Genomic DNA, 15,961 nt, shown 5'->3' on the forward strand with positions numbered 1-15,961 from the left:
TTACTTGGTGATGATGCCGGCGAGGACGGCGAGCGGGACGAGCGAATAGCCGACCGAGATGACCAGCGCGGTGGCGAGACCGACCTGCTTGGCTCGACGGCGCTTGGCGGCGGTGCCCGTCCAGCCGAGCGTCTGGGCGGCGCTCCAGATGCCGTGGTGGAGATGGGCACCCAGCGCCAGCATGGCGACGAGGTAGATCACCGTCATCCACCACACGTCGAAGGTGTCGACCAGCAGGTTGTAGGGGTCGTTGGTCGCCCCGCCCTGCGGATTGACCTTGCCGATGGTGAAGTTGAGGAGGTGCCAGACCAAGAACACCAGGATGGTGACGCCGCCCCAGCGCATCATCAGGCTCGCGCGCGTGACACCGGAGGTCTTCTTCACCGTGTACTTCGTGGTGCGGGCCCGCGCCGCACGGCGCCACAGGATGACGCCGGTGACGACGTGGACCACCAGCGACAGCAGCAGGCCCAGGCGCAGGATCCACAGCGCACCCTCGTGGGGGAGCAGCGGCTCGCCGAGCTCGCGCAGGTGCTCGGCGTACTCGTTGAACGCGTCGTGACCGGCGAACGCCTTGAGGTTGCCGTACATGTGCGCGAGCACGAAGCCCACGAAGAGGAAGCCGCTGCCCGCCATGGCGAGCTTCAGCGCGACCGTGGTGCGCGTCGCCCGCGCGCCCTTCACCAGGGTGGGACGTGAGTCTCTGAGTTCAGTTGGCACTCACTCACGGTATCGCGGCGCACACACGGGCGACGCGCCGAGGCCGTGTGACGTTTGTCCGGGCGCGCCCACTTCCGCTGGAGTGTGACTCACGTCATAGTCACCAGTGTCGACAGGACCCGGATCGCCGGACCGCGTGGAGGATGCATGGCATCGACCGACCAGGGCGTCACCAGCCCGACCCGTGCGCGCATCACGGAGCGCACGCTGCGACAGGACCGGTGGTGGCTGCAGCCGCTGACGACCTTCGTCGTCTTCTCCGCCTTCGTCGTCTACGCCACCGTGCGCGCCTTCATGGGACGTGACTACTACGCCTCGCCCTACCTCTCGCCGTTCTACTCGCCGTGCCTGGGCGACTGCGTGGAGGGCGCCTCGGACTTCGGCCAGCCCTTCGCGTGGTGGCCGTTGTCCGCGGCGCTGATCATCCTGATCTTCCCGCTGGGCTTCCGGATGACCTGCTACTACTACCGCAAGGCCTACTACCGCGCCTTCTGGCTGAGCCCGCCGGCGTGCGGGGTCGCCGAGCCGCACCAGTCGTACTCCGGCGAGTCGAAGCTGCCGCTGGTCCTGCAGAACGTGCACCGCTACTTCTGGTACGCCGCAGTGCTGGTCGGGCTCGTGCTGACCTTCGACGTGGTCCTCGCCTTCCGGCCGATGCCGGCGGAGTACGCCGTCGGCGACGGCGAGACCTCCGGGATCCACATGGGCCTGGGCACGCTGCTGATGATCCTCAACGTCGCCTTCATCTGGCTCTACACGCTGTCGTGCCACTCGTGCCGCCACATCGTCGGCGGCCGGCTGCGCCACTTCTCCCAGCACCCGGTCCGCTACCGGCTCTGGACGTGGGTCTCTCGGCTCAACACCAGCCACGGGAAGTGGGCGTGGTACTCGCTCTTCTCGGTCGCCATCGTCGACCTCTACATCTTCCTGCTGGCCACCGGAACGATCCAGGACGTGAGGTTCTTTTGACCACCACGACGAACGGCCCCGGCGAGGGCCGCCACCCGATGACCGGCAACGCGATGTCCGGCGAGGCCCGCGGCGGCATGGAGCGCCACACGTACGACGTCGTGGTGGTCGGTGCGGGCGGAGCGGGGCTGCGCGCGGCGATCGCGGCCCACGACGCAGGCGCGCGTACGGCGATCGTGTGCAAGTCGCTGCTCGGCAAGGCGCACACGGTGATGGCCGAGGGCGGCATCGCGGCAGCGATGGGCAACCGCTGGCCGGAGGACAACTGGGAGGTCCACTTCAGGGACACGATGCGCGGCGGCAAGATGCTCAACAACTGGCGGATGGCGCAGCTGCACGCGCAGGAGGCGCCCGAGCGGGTGCAGGAGCTCGAGGACTGGGGTGCGCTCTTCGACCGCACCGAGGACGGGCTGATCTCCCAGCGCGACTTCGGGGGTCACAAGTACGCCCGGCTCGCGCACGTCGGCGACCGCACCGGCCTGGAGATGATCCGCACCCTCCAGCAGCGGGCGGTGTCGCTGGGCATCGACGTCTTCATGGAGTGCACGGTCACCGACGTCTTCAAGGACGGCGGCCGGGTGTCGGGGGCGTTCGCCTACTGGCGCGAGTCGGGGCGCTTCATCGTCTTCGACGCACCCAGCGTCATCCTCGCCACCGGCGGGATCGGCAAGTCCTTCAAGGTCACCTCCAACTCGTGGGAGTACACCGGCGACGGCCATGCGCTCGCGATGCGGGCCGGCGCGAGCCTGATCAACATGGAGTTCGTGCAATTCCACCCCACCGGCATGGTGTGGCCGCCCTCGGTGAAGGGGCTGCTGGTCACCGAGTCGGTGCGCGGCGACGGCGGCATCCTGAAGAATTCCGAGGGTGAGCGCTTCATGTTCGACTACATCCCCGAGTTCTTCCGGGCCGAGACCGCGGACACCGTCGAGGAGGCGGACGCGTGGTACGAGGACAAGAAGAACAACCGCCGTCCTCCCGAGCTGCTGCCGCGCGACGAGGTGGCCCGCGCGATCAACTCCGAGATCAAGGCCGGCCGCGGCACCCCGCACGGCGGGATCTACCTCGACATCGCCTCGCGGCGCTCGCCGGAGTTCATCCGCAAGCGCCTGCCGTCGATGTACCACCAGTTCAAGGAGCTCGCCGACGTCGACATCACCGCCGAGCCGATGGAGATCGGCCCGACCTGCCACTACGTGATGGGCGGCGTGGAGGTCGACGCCGACACCCAGGAGAGCGCGGTCACCGGACTCTACGCCGTGGGCGAGTGCTCGGGCGGCATGCACGGCTCGAACCGACTGGGTGGCAACTCGCTGGGTGACCTGCTGGTCTTCGGCAAGCGCGCCGGCGAGCACGCATCGACGTACGCCGCCTCGCTGGGTGACGCGCGCCCGCAGGTCGACGAGGCCGACGTGAAGGCCGCGCAGGAGAGCGCGCTGGCGCCCTTCGAGGTCGAGGGCGGGGAGAACCCCTACTCCATCCAGTCCGACCTCCAGCAGTCGATGAACGACCTGGTCGGCATCATCCGCACCCGCACCGAGCTCGAGGAGTCGCTGGGCGAGATCGAGGCCTTCAAGGAGCGGGCGCGGACGATGGTCGTCGAGGGCCACCGCCAGTACAACCCCGGCTGGCACCTCGCGCTCGACCTGCGCAACATGCTCGTCGTCAGCGAGTGCATCGCGAAGGCTGCGCTCGCCCGCGAGGAGTCGCGCGGCGGCCACACCCGCGACGACTTCCCGGGCCCCGATCCTGCGTGGGGCACCAAGAACCTCGTGGTCACCCTTGATGCCGCCGGCACCGGGGTGGAGCTGCACGAGAAGACGCTGCCGGAGATGCCGGACGAGCTGAAGGGGTACTTCGCATGAGCTACACCTTGAAATTGCGGATCTGGCGCGGTGACCGGGACGGCGGCGAGATCCAGGACTTCCCGGTCGAGGTGTCCGACGGCGAGGTCGTGCTCGACGCGATCCACCGCGTCCAGGCCACCCAGGCCGGGGACCTGGCCGTGCGATGGAACTGCAAGGCCGGCAAGTGCGGCTCGTGCAGCGCCGAGGTCAACGGCCGCCCGCGCCTGATGTGCATGTGTCGGCTCTCGGACTTCGAGCAGGACGAGACCATCACCGTGACGCCGATGCGCACCTTCCCGGTCATCCGCGACCTGGTGACCGACGTGTCCTTCAACTACGAGAAGGCCAAGCAGCTGCCAGCGGCCAGCCTCGGTCCCCGCGACGCCGACGGCAAGCGTCGGATGGCGCAGGTCGACGTCGAGCGCGGGCAGGAGTTCCGCAAGTGCATCGAGTGCTTCCTGTGCCAGGACGTGTGCCACGTGGTGCGCGACCACGAGGACAACAAGGAGGCCTTCGCCGGGCCTCGCTTCTTCCTGCGCTACGCCGAGCTCGACATGCACCCGCTCGACACCCACGACCGGCGCGAGCTCGCCCAGGGTGCGGCGGGCCTGGGGATGTGCAACATCACCAAGTGCTGCACCGAGGTCTGCCCCGAGGGCATCCGGATCACCGACAACGCGATCATCCCGATGAAGGAGCGCGTGGTGGACAAGAAGTTCGACCCGCTGGTCTGGCTGGGCAGCAAGATCGGGTTGCGCACCAAGGACGACGAGGGCCGCGTCGAGGTCTGAGACGTATCCCATAGGCCTGCGCAGTGCCACGGATGTGACGCCCGCCCTATCCTGCGACTCATGAGCGACCTCGACGGTGGACTGGACGAGCCCGAGGAGCTGCAGCCCGAGGAGGGCTCGCTCCGGCTGGTGGGCGAGGGCGACTCCTACGGACCTGCCGCCTGGGAGGCGGCGACGGCCGCGGTGCTGCGCAAGGCCCGGCGCCTGCGAGACGACGCACCCGACTCCGACGTCTGGTCGGTGCTGACGCGGACCACGCTCGACGGGATCGACGTGCCCCCGATCGGGCAGCGGTCCGACCTCGACGACCTCCGCACCGAGGGCCGCCCCACGCGCTCCGGCGCCTGGGACATCCGAACGCCGCTGGTCGGCGACGACGCGGCGGCCGTCAACGAGGCGGCCCTGGTCGACCTCGACAACGGGGCCACCTCGCTGCACCTCGACCTCTCCCGCACCGTGGACCTGTCCCGCGCCCTGCGCGGCGTGCTGCTCGACCTCGCCCCGGTCACCCTCGAGCGACCCGACGCCGGGCAGTCCGAGGCGCTCGCCCGGCTGCTCGAGGACACCGCGAACGACCCCCACCCCGGCAGCAACCTCTCCGCCGACCCGGCCACTGCCGAGGTGTTCGGCCACCGCGTCGCCGACGACGGGCGTACGCCCTTCGAGTCCTTCGTCGACACGGTCCGCCGGGCGCAGGCGCTCGGCGTGCTCGGTGCCGTCGTCGACGGGACGGCGCTCCACGACGCCGGCGCGAGCGACGCCCAGGAGCTCGGCTGGACGATGGCCGTCGGCGTGCACTACCTGCGCATCCTGGTCGAGGCGGGGTTCAGCGTGGACGAGGCGGCCGGGCTCGTCGAGTTCCGCTACGCCGCGACCGACGAGCAGTTCCCCACGATCGCCAAGCTGCGCGCGGCCCGGCGGCTCTGGGCCAGGGTGCTCGAGGCCAGCGGCGCCGACGACGTCCCGCAGCGCCAGCACGTCGTCACCAGCCGCGCCATGATGACGAAGCAGGACCCGTGGGTGAACATGCTCCGTGGCACCGTCGCCGCCTTCGCGGCGGGCGTCGGAGGCGCGGACGCGATCACCATCGTGCCCTTCGACGAGCGGCTCGGCCAGCCCGACGCCTTCGGCCGGCGGATCGCCCGCAACACCTCCTCCCTGCTCATCGAGGAGGCGCACGTCGCCGCGGTGTCCGACCCCGCGGGTGGGTCCTACGCCGTCGAGAGGCTCACCGACGCCCTCGCGGTCGCCGGCTGGGCCGAGCTCGGCCGGATCGAGGCGGACGGCGGGTTCGGCGAGCAGGCCGCGACGGGTGTCGAGGAGCGCGTGCGCTCCGTCGCGGCTGCCCGCGATGCCGGCATCGCCGACCGTTCGCGCCCGCTGACCGGCATCTCGGAGTTCCCGAACCTCGCCGAGGTGCTGCCCGAGCGCGCACCGTGGGGCCGTGGCGGCGTGCGCCACTACGGCCGGGCCTACGAGGACATGCGGGCCGAGCCCGCCACCGAGAAGGTCTTCCTGGCCACGATGGGTCCGATCGCCGCCCACACCGCGCGCGCCACCTTCGCCACCAACCTGTTCGCCGCCGGCGGCGTCGCCGTCGACGCGGCCGGCCCGACCGACGGCGTGGAGGCGGTCACGGCTGCCTACGCCGGCCAGCGGGTCGCCTGCCTGGCCGGCACCGACGCGGCCTACGCCGAGTGGGGCGACGACCTCGTCGCCGCGCTGCGGGCGGCAGGTGCGGCGTACGTCGTGCTGGCCGGCAGGCCGGGGGAGAAGACCGTGACCGACGTCGATGACTCGTGCGCCATGGGAGTCGATGCGCTCGGCTTCCTCGGCCGGATCCGAGAGGAGCTCTCGAAGTGAGCATTCCGGAGAACTTCGCAGACATCGAGCTCGGAGGTCTCGAGGCTCGCTCCGCTCGCACCTCGACCACCGAACCTGGCGGGGGAGACGAGCCGTGGACGAGCCCGGAGGGCATCGACATCCTCCCCGTCTACGGCCCCGAGCACCTCGAGGGCCTCGACGGCCTCGACACGTGGCCGGGCATCGCGCCGTTCCTGCGCGGTCCCTACCCGACGATGTACACCACCCAGCCGTGGACGATCCGGCAGTACGCCGGCTTCTCCACCGCCGAGGAGTCCAACGCCTTCTACCGCCGCAACCTGGCGGCCGGGCAGAAGGGCCTGAGCGTCGCCTTCGACCTCGCGACGCACCGCGGCTACGACTCCGACCACCCACGGGTGCGCGGCGACGTCGGCATGGCGGGCGTGGCGATCGACTCGATCTACGACACCCGCACCCTCTTCGACGGCATCCCGCTCGACGAGATGTCGGTGTCGATGACGATGAACGGCGCGGTGCTGCCCGTGCTCGCGCTCTACATCGCGGCGGCCGAGGAGCAGGGGGTGAAGCCGGAGCAGCTGGCGGGGACCATCCAGAACGACATCCTCAAGGAGTTCATGGTCCGCAACACCTACATCTACCCGCCGGCGCCGAGCATGCGGATCATCAGCGACATCTTCGCCTTCACCAGCCAGAAGATGCCGCGCTTCAACTCGATCTCGATCTCCGGCTACCACATCCAGGAGGCCGGGGCGACCGCCGACCTCGAGCTGGCCTACACGCTGGCCGACGGCGTGGAGTACATCCGTGCCGGGCTCGGCACCGGCATGACGATCGACCAGTTCGCCCCGCGCCTGAGCTTCTTCTGGGCCATCGGGATGAACTTCTTCATGGAGGTCGCCAAGATGCGCGCGGCCCGTGCGCTGTGGGCGCGGCTGGTCGACGACTTCGACCCGCAGAACCCGAAGTCGCGCTCGCTGCGCACGCACAGCCAGACCTCGGGCTGGTCGCTCACCGCGCAGGACGTCTTCAACAACGTCGGGCGCACCTGCATCGAGGCGATGGCCTCCACGCAGGGCCACACCCAGTCGCTGCACACCAACGCCCTCGACGAGGCGATCGCGCTCCCGACCGACTTCTCCGCGCGCATCGCCCGCAACACCCAGCTGCTGCTGCAGCAGGAGAGCGGCACCACTCAGGTCATCGACCCGTGGGCAGGCTCCTACTACGTCGAGAAGCTCACCCACGACCTCGCCGAGCGGGCCTGGGCCCACATCCTCGAGGCGGAGCGGGCCGGCGGCATGGCGGCGGCGATCGAGCAGGGCATACCGAAGATGCGCATCGAGGAGGCAGCCGCCCGCACCCAGGCGCGCATCGACTCGGGCGCCCAGAAGGTCATCGGCGTGAACACCTTCCGGCTCCCGGTCGAGGACAAGCTCGACGTGCTGCGCGTCGACAACGACGACGTCTACCGCCAGCAGGTCGCCAAGCTCGAGCGACTGCGCGCCGAGCGCGACGAGGACGCCGTACGCCGCTCGCTGGACGCGCTGACCGCCTCAGCCGAGCGCGGCCCGGTCGGCGGCGGGTCCCTGGAGGGCAACCTCCTCGCGCTGGCCGTCGACGCGGCCCGCGCCAAGGCCACGGTCGGGGAGATCTCCGACGCGCTGGAGAAGGTCTACGGCCGCCACCAGGCGGTGATCCGTACGATCAGCGGCGTGTACCGCGACGAGGCAGCCAAGTCCGACGGCGCAGCCGGCGGCAAGGTCGCCGAGGTCCTCGCCGCGACCGAGGAGTTCGAGGCCGAGGAGGGGCGCCGCCCGCGCATCCTCGTGGCCAAGATGGGCCAGGACGGCCACGACCGTGGGCAGAAGGTCGTCGTCACCGCCTTCGCCGACCTGGGCTTCGACGTCGACGTGGGCCCGCTGTTCTCCACGCCGGAAGAGGTCGCCCAGCAGGCGATCGACGCCGACGTGCACATCGTCGGCGTCTCCTCGCTGGCCGCGGGTCACCTCACCCTCCTGCCGGCGCTCAAGCAGGCGCTGGCCGACCAGGGGCGCCCCGACATCATGATCGTCATCGGCGGTGTGATCCCGCCCGACGACGTCGAGACGCTCCGGGAGATGGGTGCGGCCGCGGTGTTCCTGCCCGGCACGGTCATCGCGGAGTCCGCGCTCGACCTCATCGCACGCCTGCGGGAGCAGACCGCCTGATGGGTCGTCCCGTGGACGTCGCCGCACTGGTGGAGGGGGTCCGCGCCGGGCGTCGCGCCGACGTCTCGCGCGCCATCACCCTCGTCGAGTCGTCGCGCACCGATCACCGCGCAGCGGCCCGCGAGCTGCTGACCCTGCTCGCCGACGGGGACCTCCTGCCCGCGACCCGCGTCGGCATCTCCGGCGTCCCGGGCGTGGGCAAGTCGACCTTCATCGAGGCGCTCGGCACGCGGCTGACCGCCGCCGGGCACCGTGTCGGGGTGCTGGCCGTGGACCCGTCGTCGGTGCGCACGGGCGGCTCGGTGCTGGGCGACAAGACCCGGATGGCGAGCCTCGCGGTCGACCCCCGCGCCTTCATCCGCCCCTCACCCACGGCCGGGACGCTGGGCGGGGTGGCCCGCGCGACCACCCAGGCGATGCTGGTGCTGGAGGCCGCCGGTCACGACGTCGTGCTCGTGGAGACCGTCGGGGTCGGTCAGTCGGAGGTCACCGTCGCCGGGATGGTCGACACCTTCTGCTTCCTCACCATCGCGCGCACCGGCGACCAGCTCCAGGGCATCAAGAAGGGCATCCTCGAGATCGCCGACGTCGTCGCGGTCAACAAGGCCGACGGACCCCACGAGGCGGACGCCCGCGTCGCGGCCCGCGAGCTCGCCGCAGCGCTGCGCCTGGTGCGCGGCCACGCGGAGTGGGCGCCGCCGGTCGTCACCTGCTCCGCGCTCACCGGGGCCGGCGTCGACGACGTCTGGCAGCGCGTGGGGGAGCACCGCGCCCACCTCGGCGCCGACGGCCTGGCCCACAAGCGGGCCGGGCAGCGGCTCGACTTCACCTGGGCGCTCGTGCGCGACGAGCTCGCCCAGCGGCTGCGGACCTCGCCGGGCGTGGCAGCGGTGCGCGACGACGTACGCCGAGCGGTGCTGGCGGGTGAGCTGCCCGCCCCCCTGGCCGCCGACCGGCTTCTCGCCGCCTACGACGGGGACGCGAACTAGACTGCGAGGGTTATGCCTGACACACCCCCCGCCTCGCCCGCCACCAGTGCCGTGATCTCCGAGGTCGTCGACAAGTACGCCGATGACCTCGTCGCCCTCCGGCGTGACCTGCATGCCCACCCCGAGCTCAGCTGGGAGGAGCACCGCACGTCCGAGGCAGTGGTCTCCGCGCTCGAGGGAGCCGGGTGGGACATCGCCCGCCCCCCGGGCGGGGGAGTGATCGCCGAGATCGGTCACGGCGAGCGGCTGGTGGCGCTGCGCGCCGACCTCGACGCCCTGCCCGTCGACGACCTGATCTCGGACCCGTGGCGCAGCACCGTCCCCGGGGTTGCCCACGCCTGCGGGCACGACGTGCACACCGCGGGACTCGTCGGCGCCGGCCTGGCCCTGGCCGAGGTCGCCACCCGCGGTCTGCTCCCGGGGCGGGTGCGGCTGCTCTTCCAGCCGGCCGAGGAGGTCATGCCCGGCGGTGCGCTGCACCTGATCTCGGCCGGGGCGCTCGAAGGCGTCTCCCACGTCTTCGGCCTCCACTGCGACCCGAGCCTGGACGTGGGCCGGATCGGCCTGCGGGAGGGTCCGCTGACCGGCGCCGCCGACTCGCTCACCGTCCGGCTGATCGGCAAGGGCGGGCACACCTCGCGCCCGCACCTCACCGAGGACCTCACCTTCGCCCTGGGCAAGGTCATCACCGAGCTGCCCGCCATCCTGAGCCGACGCCTCGACCCGCGCGCCGGTGTCAGCGTCGTCTGGGGGATGGTGCGCGCGGGCTCGGCGCCCAACGTGATCCCGCACGGCGGCGTCGTCGCCGGCACGGTCAGGATGCTCGACGCGGTCGCGTGGGCCGATGCCGAGCACCTCATCCGCCAGCTCATCACCGCGATCGTCGCCCCCTACAGCGTGACGGCCGAGGTGACCTACCAGCGCGGCGTGCCGCCGGTGGTCAACCACGAGGAGTCGACCCGGCTGCTCGGGGTCGGAGTCGAGAACGTCCTCGGCCCGCACGGCCACGTCTCGACCGCGCAGAGCCTGGGCGGTGAGGACTTCGGCTGGTTCCTCGACTCCGTGCCGGGCGCGATGGCCCGGCTCGGGACCCGCACGTCCGGCGGGGCGACGTACGACCTCCACCAGGGCAACCTGCGCATCGACGAGGCGGCCACCCCGATCGCGTCGCGGGTGCTCGCCGAGGCGGCGGTCACCGCCCTCTCAGCCGCCGGCTGAGGCGGGCGCCGGCTCGTCGTGGCAGCCGAGCGGCACGGCGAAGGTGAAGGTGCTGCCCTCGCCGAGCGTGGAGGAGACCGCCAGCCGGCCGCCCATGAGGTCGACCAGCGCGCGACAGATGGCCAGCCCGAGCCCGATCCCGCGTTGCTCGCACGGAGCGAAGCGGTCGGTCTGCGTGAAAGGGTCGAACAGGCTCGCGACATGCTCCTCGGCGATGCCGATGCCGCTGTCGACGACGGTGAACTCGACCCACGCGCGGGAGGTCGTCGCGTCGGCAGGGGCAGCGCCGCCCCGCACGCGCACGCACACCGACCCGCACGAGGTGAAGGTGATGGCGTTCTGCACCAGGTTGGTGACGACCTGGGTGATCCGGCGCCCGTCGCCGACGGCGGTGCTGGGCACCGCCTCGTCGACCACGAACGAGATCGAGAGGTCGCGGCTCTCGGCGAACGGCACCGCCCACCGAGCGACGTCCTCGACCAGCTCGCGCACGTCGAAGGGTTGCGGGTGCAGCACGGTCTGGTGCGCCTCCAGCCCGGAGAACTCCAGCAGGTCCTGCACCAGGTGCATCAGCCGCTGCCCGGAGCGGTGGATGACCCGGGAGACGTGCGCGGGCTCGCCCTCGAGGTCGGAGGCCATCAGCAGGTCGCTGGCCCCGACCAGGGCCGCGAGCGGCGTACGGAGCTCGTGGCTCACCGTGGCGAGGAAGAGGGTCTTGGCGAGGTTGGCCTCCTCGAGGTCGCGCAGCAGCTGCTTGGCGGCGGTGACGTCCTCGCTCACGCCGTGCACGCCCACGACGTCGCCGCCCACGACGACCGGGATCATCGTGCAGCGGATGTCGGTCACCACGCCGTCCACGTCGACCACCCGCGCCTCCTCGAGCTGCGGCTCACCGGTCATGGCGCGTTCGAAGCCACGCCGGATGACGGGCAGGTCCTCGGGGTGGATCACCTCCCGGAAGTGGGCCTCGCGCATCTCCTCGAGGGTGAGCCCGGTCATCTGCAGCGCCAGGGCGTTGGCGTCGGTGAAGTAGCCGCGCGCGTCCACGCTGTAGGCCGCGTGCGGGTGGTGGGTGAACATCGAGGCGTAGCGCTCGCTGCTCTGCGCGAGTGACTCCTCGCCGACCCACGAGGGCGACGGCGCGGACGGGGCGAGTGGGTTCATCAGCACCTCCGCGAGGTCGTGGCCGGCCTCGGGGCCGTGCTCGGTGGGCGAGTGAGTCACGGACCCGGTGCGCGTGCACCGGGTCCGTCGCGGGTCGATCAGGGACGGATCACTGCTGTCGATAGGGCACACCGTCGGCCGCGGGCGGCCGGGAGCGTCCCACGAGGCCCGCCACCGCGAAGATGGTGACGAGGTAGGGGAGCATCAGCATGAACTGGCTCGGGACCGGCGAGCCGATCGCGGAGAGCACGCCCTGCAGGTTGGACGCGAAGCCGAACAGCAGCGCGGCCAGGGCGGCGCGGATCGGGTCCCACTTGCCGAAGATCACCGCGGCGAGGGCGATGAAGCCCGCACCCCCGGTCATCTCGCGGTTGAATCCTGCGACCGAGACCAGGCTGAAGTAGGCGCCGCCCATGCCCGCGATGGCGCCGGCGAGCAGGATCGTGCGGTAGCGGGTGCGGTTGACCTTGATCCCGACGGTGTCGGCGGCCTTCGGGTGCTCGCCGACTGCGCGGACCCGCAGGCCCCAGCGGGTGCGGTAGAGGGAGTACGCGACGAGCGCGACGACCACGTAGAGCACGTAGACCAGCGGGGTCTGGCGGAACAGGATCGGGCCGATCAGCGGGATCTCGCCCAGGATCGGGATGGGCATCGCGCTGAAGCGGTCGGGGGAGTTGAGGGTGTCGGCGTTGGGTGCGAGGACCTGGCGGAACAGGAAGTTCGTCAGGCCGACGACGAGCACGTTGAGCACCACGCCCACGATGACCTGGTCCACGAAGTAGGTGATCGCGAACAGGCCCAGGATCAGCGCGATCAGGGCGCCGGCCACCATGGCGGCGACCAGGCCGGCCCACGGCGAACCGGTGAGCGAGGCGGTGACGGCCGCCGCGAACGCACCGAAGAGCAGCTGGCCCTCGATCGCGATGTTGACCACGCCGGCACGCTCGCCGAGCACACCGCCCAGCGCGCCGAAGACGAGCGGGATGGCGAGCGCCACGGCGCCGCCGAGCAGGCTCACCACGCGGATGCGCTCGTCGGCCGCGGCCCAGCTGAGGAAGCCGGTCATCCAGGCGACGGCGAAGCCGATCGGGATCCAGATCGACTGCTGCGTGTGCGCCAGCATGCGCCGTACGGCCTCGGCGGTGAGGGCCAGGCACAGCACCACCATCACCCACGCCGTGGGGCCCGAGGGAACCACGATGTCGGGCAGCGTGACGAAGTCGGTGCCGGCCGCCAGCTGGAAGGTGGTGTCACCGGAGGGGCTGGAGCGCATCAGGACGACGGCGAGCAGCGCCGTCAGCACGCCGAAGATGATCGGCAGCTTCTTCGCGCCGATGCCCTTGGCAGGGGTCACGTCGGCGTCGGGAGCCAGCCCACCGGTGTCGGGGGTGGGAGTGGTCACGGTGCTCACTTGGCCTCCTGGGCGGGGAGCCGGAAGATCGCGCGCACCAGGGGGGGAGCGGCGAGGAAGAGGACGATCAGTGACTGGACGACCAGCACCAGGTCGACGGAGATGCTCTCCGAGGCCTGCATGGTGAAGCCGCCGGCCTTGAGGGCGCCGAACAGCAGGCCGGCGGCCAGGATGCCCAGCGGCCGGGACCTGCCGAGCAGCGCGACGGTGATGGCGTCGAAGCCGATCGAGGCGTCCAGGTCGAGCGAGACGCCGCTGGTCACGGTGCCGAGCACCTGGTTGGCACCGGCCAGGCCGAGCAGCGAGCCCGCGATCATCATCACGATCGTGTAGGTCATGCCGACGTTGATGCCCGAGGCCCGGGCAGCGTGGGGGTTCTCACCGACCGCGCGGATGCGGTAGCCGAGGGTGGAGCGGTTGAGCAGCCACCACGCGACGCCGACCGCGACCAGCGCGATCACGAAGCCGAGGTGGAGGTTGAACTGGTCGCCGAGCACCTTCGGGAGGGTGGCGCTGTCCTTCATCGGCGGCGACTTCGGGTTCACCGAGCCGGGCGTCTTGAGGAGCCAGTCCTTGGTGAGGGCGTAGAAGAGCAGGTAGTAGGCGACGTAGTTGAGCATGATCGTGACGATCACCTCGTGCGCACCGGTGCGGGCCTTGAGCAGGCCGGCGATCCCACCCCACAGCGCGCCGGCGACCATGGCGACGACGAGGGCGAGCGGGAGGTGGACGATCGTCGGCAGGTCGAACTGGAAGCCGACGTAGCCGGCCGCGCCGCCGGCGACGAGCATCTGCCCGCGGCCACCGATGTTGAACAGGGACGCGCGGAAGGCCAGGCCGACCCCGAGGCCGCCGAGGATGAGCGGGCCGGCGAACTTCAGGGTCTCGGTGAGCGGGCGCCACTGCTGGGCGGGCTCGGTGAGGAGGTAGTTGAAGACCGAGCCGCGGAACATCGCGCTGTAGGCGCCGGAGATGGCCTCCCACAGTGCGGTGAAGAAGTCGGACGGGCGGGCGGTGACGTAGCTCGCGGCCTCGCGGACGCCCTCATCGGTCGCGGCGATCATCACCGAGCCGACGAAGACGGCGAGGAACACCGCGAGCACGCCGGCCATGGCGTCGCCGGAGGCGATGTCGCGCAGCACCGAGCGCGAGCGCTCGCCCTGCTGGTCGCCGGGGGCCGGCTCGGTCAGCGTCTGGCCGGCGGAGTCCTCCGGCTGGCCCGGCTGGGGCTTGTCGGTGTCGTTCACGAGGCCACGTCCTTCAGGTCCTTCGGGCGTTCGCCGGTCATCATCAGGCCGAGGGTCTCGCGGGGAGTGTCGGCCGGCACGATGCCGACGACCCTGCCGCGGTAGAGCACCATGATGCGGTCGGCGAGCGCGACCACCTCGTCGAGCTCGGTGGAGACCACCAGGACAGGGATGCCGCTGTCGCGCGTGGCGACGATCTGCTTGTGGATGAACTCGATCGAGCCCACGTCGACACCGCGGGTGGGCTGGGCTGCGACGAGCAGGCGCAGGTCGCGCGAGAGCTCGCGGGCCACGACGACCTTCTGCTGGTTGCCGCCGGAGAGGCTGGCGGCCAGCGAGTCGATGTCGCGCGCGCGGACGTCGTACTGCTGGAGCTTCTCCTGCGCGAACTCGCGCAGCGCGCCCAGGCGCAGATTGCCGTTCTTGACGAACGGAGACCTGAAGCTGCGGTTGAGCATGAGGTTCTCGGCGATGGTGAAGCTGGGCACCAGGCCGTCGACCTGGCGGTCCTCGGGGATGAACCCGACCCCGGCGTCGAGGATCCTGCGCGTCGAGCGCCCGACCAGCTCCACGCCGTCGAGGGTGATCGACCCGCTGACGTCGTCCTGGAGGCCGAGCAGGGCCTCGGTGAGCTCGGTCTGCCCGTTGCCCTGCACGCCGGCCACGCAGAGGACCTCCCCGGCGCGGATGGTGAAGCTGAGGCCGTCGACCTGCTTGTGCCCGGCCAGGTCGGTGACGCGCAGGTCCTTCACGACGAGGGCGTCGGCGCCGAGGGTCGGGGCGTCCTTGTGCACGACCAGCTCGACCGGACGACCGACCATCATCGAGGCCAGCTCGGCGTTGCTGGCGGTGGGGTCTGCCTCGCCGACGACCTTGCCGAGGCGGATCACGGTGATCCGGTCGGCGACGGCGCGGACCTCGCGGAGCTTGTGGGTGATGAAGACGATCGCCTTGCCGGCCTCCTTGAGCTGGCGCATGATCTCCATCAGCTCGTCGGTCTCCTGCGGGGTGAGCACCGCGGTGGGCTCGTCGAAGACGAGGAGCTCGGCGTCGCGGGACAGGGCCTTGATGATCTCGACCCGCTGCTGCACGCCGACCGGGAGGTCCTCGACGAGGGCGTCGGGGTCGACGTGGAACCCGAAGCGCTCGGAGATCTCGGCGACGCGCGCGCGGGAGGCGTCGAGGTCGAGGGTGCCGGCGAAGCCGGTGGTCTCGTTGCCGAGCATCACGTTCTCGGCGACGGAGAAGACGGGGATGAGCATGAAGTGCTGGTGGACCATGCCGATGCCGGCGGCCATCGCGTCGCCCGGTCCGGTGAAGTGCTGGACCTCGCCGTCGAGCTCGATCTCGCCCTCGTCGGCCTTGTAGAGGCCGTAGAGCACGTTCATCAGGGTCGACTTCCCGGCGCCGTTCTCGCCGAGCAGGCAGTGGATCTCTCCGGGCTCGACCGTCAAGGAGATCGAGTCGTTGGCCACCATGCTGCCGAAGCGTTTGGTGATGCCTCGCAGGACGAGTCTCATGGCATCGCATCCTAGGGGTCGCAAGGGTCCGCA

Annotated in this window: 12 protein-coding genes; 7 read left to right on the forward strand and 5 right to left on the reverse strand. The window is 71.0% G+C overall.

Features of this window, described 5'->3' with window-relative positions:
• Nucleotides 1-720, reverse strand: coding sequence for a succinate dehydrogenase cytochrome b subunit (locus K4G59_RS11445; protein ID WP_231251191.1), 720 nt, complete (start codon nt 718-720; stop codon nt 1-3).
• 147 nt (nt 721-867) lie between these two features.
• On the opposite strand from K4G59_RS11445, the gene sdhC reads away from it, so the two are divergent.
• The 7 genes from sdhC to K4G59_RS11480 are packed head-to-tail and all read left to right on the forward strand — an operon-like array spanning nt 868 to nt 10,586.
• Complete coding sequence (gene sdhC, locus K4G59_RS11450) at nt 868-1,689, forward strand: succinate dehydrogenase subunit SdhC (protein ID WP_231251192.1); 822 nt, start codon at nt 868-870, stop codon at nt 1,687-1,689.
• Nucleotides 1,686-3,554, forward strand: coding sequence for a fumarate reductase/succinate dehydrogenase flavoprotein subunit (locus tag K4G59_RS11455; protein WP_231251193.1), 1,869 nt, complete (start codon nt 1,686-1,688; stop codon nt 3,552-3,554). Before sdhC ends, K4G59_RS11455 begins: the two co-directional genes overlap by 4 nt.
• Complete coding sequence (locus tag K4G59_RS11460) at nt 3,551-4,327, forward strand: succinate dehydrogenase/fumarate reductase iron-sulfur subunit (protein WP_231251194.1); 777 nt, start codon at nt 3,551-3,553, stop codon at nt 4,325-4,327. Before K4G59_RS11455 ends, K4G59_RS11460 begins: the two co-directional genes overlap by 4 nt.
• Nucleotides 4,328-4,387: 60 nt before the next feature.
• Nucleotides 4,388-6,190: a methylmalonyl-CoA mutase family protein gene (locus K4G59_RS11465; protein ID WP_231251195.1), complete on the forward strand. Its 1,803-nt coding sequence runs from the start codon at nt 4,388-4,390 to the stop codon at nt 6,188-6,190.
• Entirely contained in the window at nt 6,187-8,379 is a 2,193-nt protein-coding gene (gene scpA, locus K4G59_RS11470) for a methylmalonyl-CoA mutase (protein WP_231251196.1), read from the forward strand. The genes K4G59_RS11465 and scpA overlap by 4 nt, the downstream gene beginning before the upstream one ends.
• Nucleotides 8,379-9,368, forward strand: coding sequence for a methylmalonyl Co-A mutase-associated GTPase MeaB (meaB, locus tag K4G59_RS11475; protein ID WP_231251197.1), 990 nt, complete (start codon nt 8,379-8,381; stop codon nt 9,366-9,368). Before scpA ends, meaB begins: the two co-directional genes overlap by 1 nt.
• 12 nt (nt 9,369-9,380) lie before the next feature.
• The gene (locus tag K4G59_RS11480; RefSeq protein ID WP_231251198.1) at nt 9,381-10,586 is read left to right on the forward strand and encodes an amidohydrolase; all 1,206 of its coding nucleotides are present in this window, start codon (nt 9,381-9,383) and stop codon (nt 10,584-10,586) included.
• Here K4G59_RS11480 and K4G59_RS11485 read toward each other — a convergent pair.
• From K4G59_RS11485 to K4G59_RS11500, 4 genes are read right to left on the reverse strand one after another with little or no spacing between them, the layout of a single operon-like run.
• The gene (locus K4G59_RS11485) at nt 10,572-11,810 is read right to left on the reverse strand and encodes a sensor histidine kinase (RefSeq protein WP_231251199.1); all 1,239 of its coding nucleotides are present in this window, start codon (nt 11,808-11,810) and stop codon (nt 10,572-10,574) included. The two genes, K4G59_RS11480 and K4G59_RS11485, sit on opposite strands and share 15 nt — an antisense overlap.
• A 49-nt stretch (nt 11,811-11,859) precedes the next feature.
• Nucleotides 11,860-13,161: an ABC transporter permease gene (locus K4G59_RS11490; protein ID WP_231251200.1), complete on the reverse strand. Its 1,302-nt coding sequence runs from the start codon at nt 13,159-13,161 to the stop codon at nt 11,860-11,862.
• Nucleotides 13,158-14,408, reverse strand: coding sequence for an ABC transporter permease (locus K4G59_RS11495; RefSeq protein ID WP_231251201.1), 1,251 nt, complete (start codon nt 14,406-14,408; stop codon nt 13,158-13,160). The genes K4G59_RS11490 and K4G59_RS11495 overlap by 4 nt, the downstream gene beginning before the upstream one ends.
• Entirely contained in the window at nt 14,405-15,928 is a 1,524-nt protein-coding gene (locus K4G59_RS11500; protein ID WP_231251202.1) for an ABC transporter ATP-binding protein, read from the reverse strand. The genes K4G59_RS11495 and K4G59_RS11500 overlap by 4 nt, the downstream gene beginning before the upstream one ends.
• Nucleotides 15,929-15,961 lie beyond the last annotated feature (33 nt).

It is taken from the genome of Nocardioides furvisabuli (genome assembly GCF_021083185.1).
GTDB lineage: Bacteria > Actinomycetota > Actinomycetes > Propionibacteriales > Nocardioidaceae > Nocardioides > Nocardioides furvisabuli.

What these genes read in the sequence shown, in the direction of transcription:
- sdhC (WP_231251192.1), top strand. Translation starts at nt 868, where the DNA reads ATGGCATCGACCGACCAGGGCGTCACCAGCCCGACCCGTGCGCGCATC.
- K4G59_RS11460 (WP_231251194.1), top strand. Translation starts at nt 3,551, where the DNA reads ATGAGCTACACCTTGAAATTGCGGATCTGGCGCGGTGACCGGGACGGC.
- K4G59_RS11465 (WP_231251195.1), top strand. Translation starts at nt 4,388, where the DNA reads ATGAGCGACCTCGACGGTGGACTGGACGAGCCCGAGGAGCTGCAGCCC.
- meaB (WP_231251197.1), top strand. Translation starts at nt 8,379, where the DNA reads ATGGGTCGTCCCGTGGACGTCGCCGCACTGGTGGAGGGGGTCCGCGCC.
- K4G59_RS11480 (WP_231251198.1), top strand. Translation starts at nt 9,381, where the DNA reads ATGCCTGACACACCCCCCGCCTCGCCCGCCACCAGTGCCGTGATCTCC.
- K4G59_RS11500 (WP_231251202.1), bottom strand. Translation starts at nt 15,928, where the DNA reads ATGAGACTCGTCCTGCGAGGCATCACCAAACGCTTCGGCAGCATGGTG.